The organism is Bradyrhizobium sp., assembly GCF_049586575.1.
Lineage (GTDB): Bacteria > Pseudomonadota > Alphaproteobacteria > Rhizobiales > Xanthobacteraceae > Bradyrhizobium.
On record NZ_JBAVCF010000102.1, the window covers coordinates 1 to 3,006 of the forward strand.

4 protein-coding genes are annotated in these 3,006 nt (G+C 58.3%); 3 read left to right on the top strand and 1 reads right to left on the bottom strand.

The window, feature by feature from the left end; all coding sequences use genetic code 11:
* The first annotated feature begins 186 nt into the window (after nucleotides 1-186).
* From WB528_RS03650 to WB528_RS03660, 3 genes are all read left to right on the top strand, one after another.
* Complete coding sequence (locus WB528_RS03650; RefSeq protein WP_423887069.1) at nucleotides 187-639, top strand: cupin domain-containing protein; 453 nt, start codon at nucleotides 187-189, stop codon at nucleotides 637-639.
* A 2-nt stretch (nucleotides 640-641) separates the two neighbouring features.
* Nucleotides 642-902, top strand: a complete 261-nt coding sequence (locus tag WB528_RS03655) for a hypothetical protein (protein ID WP_423887070.1) — start codon at nucleotides 642-644, stop codon at nucleotides 900-902.
* Nucleotides 903-1,389: 487 nt separating this feature from the next.
* Nucleotides 1,390-2,571: a hypothetical protein gene (locus tag WB528_RS03660; RefSeq protein ID WP_423887071.1), complete on the top strand. Its 1,182-nt coding sequence runs from the start codon at nucleotides 1,390-1,392 to the stop codon at nucleotides 2,569-2,571.
* A gap of 187 nt (nucleotides 2,572-2,758) precedes the next feature.
* On the opposite strand, the gene WB528_RS03665 is transcribed toward WB528_RS03660, so the two are convergent.
* The coding region (locus WB528_RS03665) for a GFA family protein (protein ID WP_423887072.1) at nucleotides 2,759-3,006 on the bottom strand (248 nt) is incomplete at its 5' end.

Below are 3,006 nucleotides of genomic sequence, written 5' to 3' on the forward strand. Positions count from 1 at the left end.
ACACCTGGATCTATTTTCCCTGGGATACCGGGCTCGCCTTCCAGCCGCCGATCCGGGACGCCGGCCTGTAGCCGAACCGAATGGCTGTGCTGTCGTTTTGCCGCTTTTGTGCGGCTTTTTCTTTGTCCGGATTTCTACGCGATCGGGTATGATGGGACCAAATACCCTTGAGCCAAGGAGGCCGACATGGACGCCGTCACTGATAAAACCCGGCACGACACGCTCGACACGCATTCGCACGTCGTGCGTCCCGCCACGATGGAATGGAAGAAGACGCGCTTCCCCGGCTGCGAAGTCAAAGGCCTGCTGTTCGACAAGGCCAGCGGCCTCGTCACCGCGCTGATGCGTTTTGCGCCGGGCGCCGTGCTGCCCGACCATGAGCACGTCCGGATCGAGCAGACCTACGTGCTGGAGGGCAAGCTGTGCGACAAGGAAGGCCCGGCGCAAGGGCTGAGCGTCGGCCCGGGCGAATTCGTCTGGCGCGAGGCCGGCAGCCGCCACGTCGCGTGGACACCGGAGGGCGGCCTGATGCTCGCCATGTTCCAGATCCCCAACAAATTCTACGAGAAGGACGGCCGCGTCACCGATCTTTCGGGTACCGACTGGGACGAATTATGGGGCCACATCTTCAAGGAATGACCATGCTCTTACAGCGGTTGATCCTGGCCGGCCTGGCGCTCGCGCTGTTGACGGCGCCGGCGGCCGCTCAGATGCCGGCGCCGAGCTTTCCGCTCCAAAAGGAACCCAAGCAGTTGACTCCGGCGGAGCGGGCCAAGCAGAAGGCCATCGATGACGCCTACCGGGCGGCGCTGCCGAAGATCAAGGAGAAGCAAGGCCCGTCCGATCCCTGGGCCGGCGTGCGGCCGGACCCGGCCCCGCCGTCGCGGCGGAGCAGTAACTGACGCGGCGGTGCGCGAGGACGTCGGCGGGAGGTGCTGCCTGACCGTAGCATTATTCCGCTCATTCCCACGCGGAAGCGGAAATCCGGCGGCTCTTTTTCCTTTGGCAGTAGCGGCCACCGCGATTAAATTGCCGTTAGTGCGGGCGTGGCGGAACGGTAGACGCAACGGACTTAAGCGATTGAGTGCTCTTCGGGAAACCGAGGATGCAGAACTGCTCAAATTCGGAGAAACCTCCTCACGGTGGCAACCCCGAGCCAAGCGCCCCGGCCGAACGGCCGGTGCGAAGGTGTAGAGACTAGACGGGCAGCACCTAAAGCGCGCGACCGCGCTACGGTGAAGGTATAGTCCAGACCACAAACTCGTCTCGGGCGCGAACGCGCACGACGAGGCGGCGCAAGCCGTAGCTGGTAAGAAAATCCGTTGGGGGAAACCCCGTGCCGGTTCGATTCCGGCCGCCCGCACCAGTCAACGACCTAGATATGCGCCCATGCACATAAAGGATGTCTTCCCGCCATCGGGACATGTTCAGCGTCTTTACTGCGACGATTGCAAAGGCCACCTCTATCTAGCCTTTGCTGATTTCGACGAAGACGTGTCCGGTATCCCTATAAAGATTTCTGGATTGCCGGTACTTCGTTGCGAAAAGTGTGGACGTGATCATTTGCCGGATCGTTCGCGCTTCGCGATCATTGAGCATCATCGTCGCACTGTCGAAGAGGGCCAAACGAACGTCGCCGTTCGGCGGAAGAAACTGGAAAACGATTTTGGCTTTGGCAAAGTCAAGTTCCGCTATGACCCTGACGACTACTTTTACATTCCCGGCCTGTATCGAGAATTTCATATTGGATTTCTCACGCCCGTTTTCTTCAAGCGTGAGGTACTTCTCAAATACGATGCGTCGCCGAACTACACGGTAAAGTTCGCGTCACCGACCTACGGCACGATAGAAGGAGAAACTTTCTCAATCTCTTTCGGCGTCAACAAGAACGGAAAGGTCGTGATGTGGCTCGGCGATATTGCCGACCTGCCCGAAAGCGAGCAATACTATTTGAGGTCCGAGAACGTTGACTCCGACCACATGATCGGGAGCGAATTCTACGAGGGGCAGGTCGACTGCATTTTTACGCCACCCTCGAAAGAGAGCCAGCTCTTTGCCGCGCGATCGGAATTTCTAGCAGAAGGCGCCGCGCTGTTTGGCGCAAAAATCGCCCACCTTGACCAAGAGGTTTATGACATCGCCCTATCGTTCAATGCTCCGGTCGTCGATACACCCAAAGAACGACGGCACGTCGCGGACAGTCTGAATAAAGTGTACATTGAATCTTTCGACAACAAGGCGCTCGCGACAATCGCAAGACGTCTTGGCGGAAACCCGGACTCACTCGGCAGTTTGAAGCGCCTTCAGGTTATTTTGGAGGCTACGAAGTCCGGGGGCGAAATAGCGAAATTGCTCTCGCCCTTTTTCGTCCTCTATGACTTGCGCGTTGCCTATTCTCATTTGACTTCTGTGGCCAAGGCGGAAGAAATTCTCGCTAGCGTCGCAAATAGGCTTCGAATCACGCGAAACGCGGGGCTGATCGATACTTACAATGCACTATGCGATCAGTTGCTTCAATCACTCCAAGAACTCACGGCCCTCATAAAGAGCGCGCCGCGATTGCCGAGATAATCCCTTGACCGAAAGGCTGTGAGGGTTCGAGTCCCTCGGTCCGCACCGAGAATTAGACTGATCAGACTTGAGAGCGTGTGCCAAAGCAGAGAATATTTCTTGGTCAAAATTGATGAGAGAAACAAAAGGCTTCGCCTTCGTCCATGTCTCATGCTCTGAGACACTTTGTGAAAGACAGCCCGCTTCGTCACCCCTGCTTCGCCATGTGCTTGGGTGGCGTGTCGGGCGGCAAGGTGACCCAGGGGTGGCGTTGCTCCTCCCACACCGCGATGGCCGGTGCGGGGAAATTGGGGTCGGCGAAGCTGCCGATGGCGACGGCGACGTATCCGGGAAAGCCTTCGCCCTCCCAGTAGACGGTCGAGCCGCATGTCGGACAGAAATGAAAAGTCAGCGCCTTGCCGCTTTCGGCTGTCCGCATCCAGGCCGTCGTCTTGC

Bases quoted from the DNA above. Each gene is read 5' to 3' on its own strand.
- WB528_RS03650 (WP_423887069.1), top strand. From the start codon at position 187: ATGGACGCCGTCACTGATAAAACCCGGCACGACACGCTCGACACGCAT.
- WB528_RS03655 (WP_423887070.1), top strand. From the start codon at position 642: ATGCTCTTACAGCGGTTGATCCTGGCCGGCCTGGCGCTCGCGCTGTTG.
- WB528_RS03660 (WP_423887071.1), top strand. From the start codon at position 1,390: ATGCACATAAAGGATGTCTTCCCGCCATCGGGACATGTTCAGCGTCTT.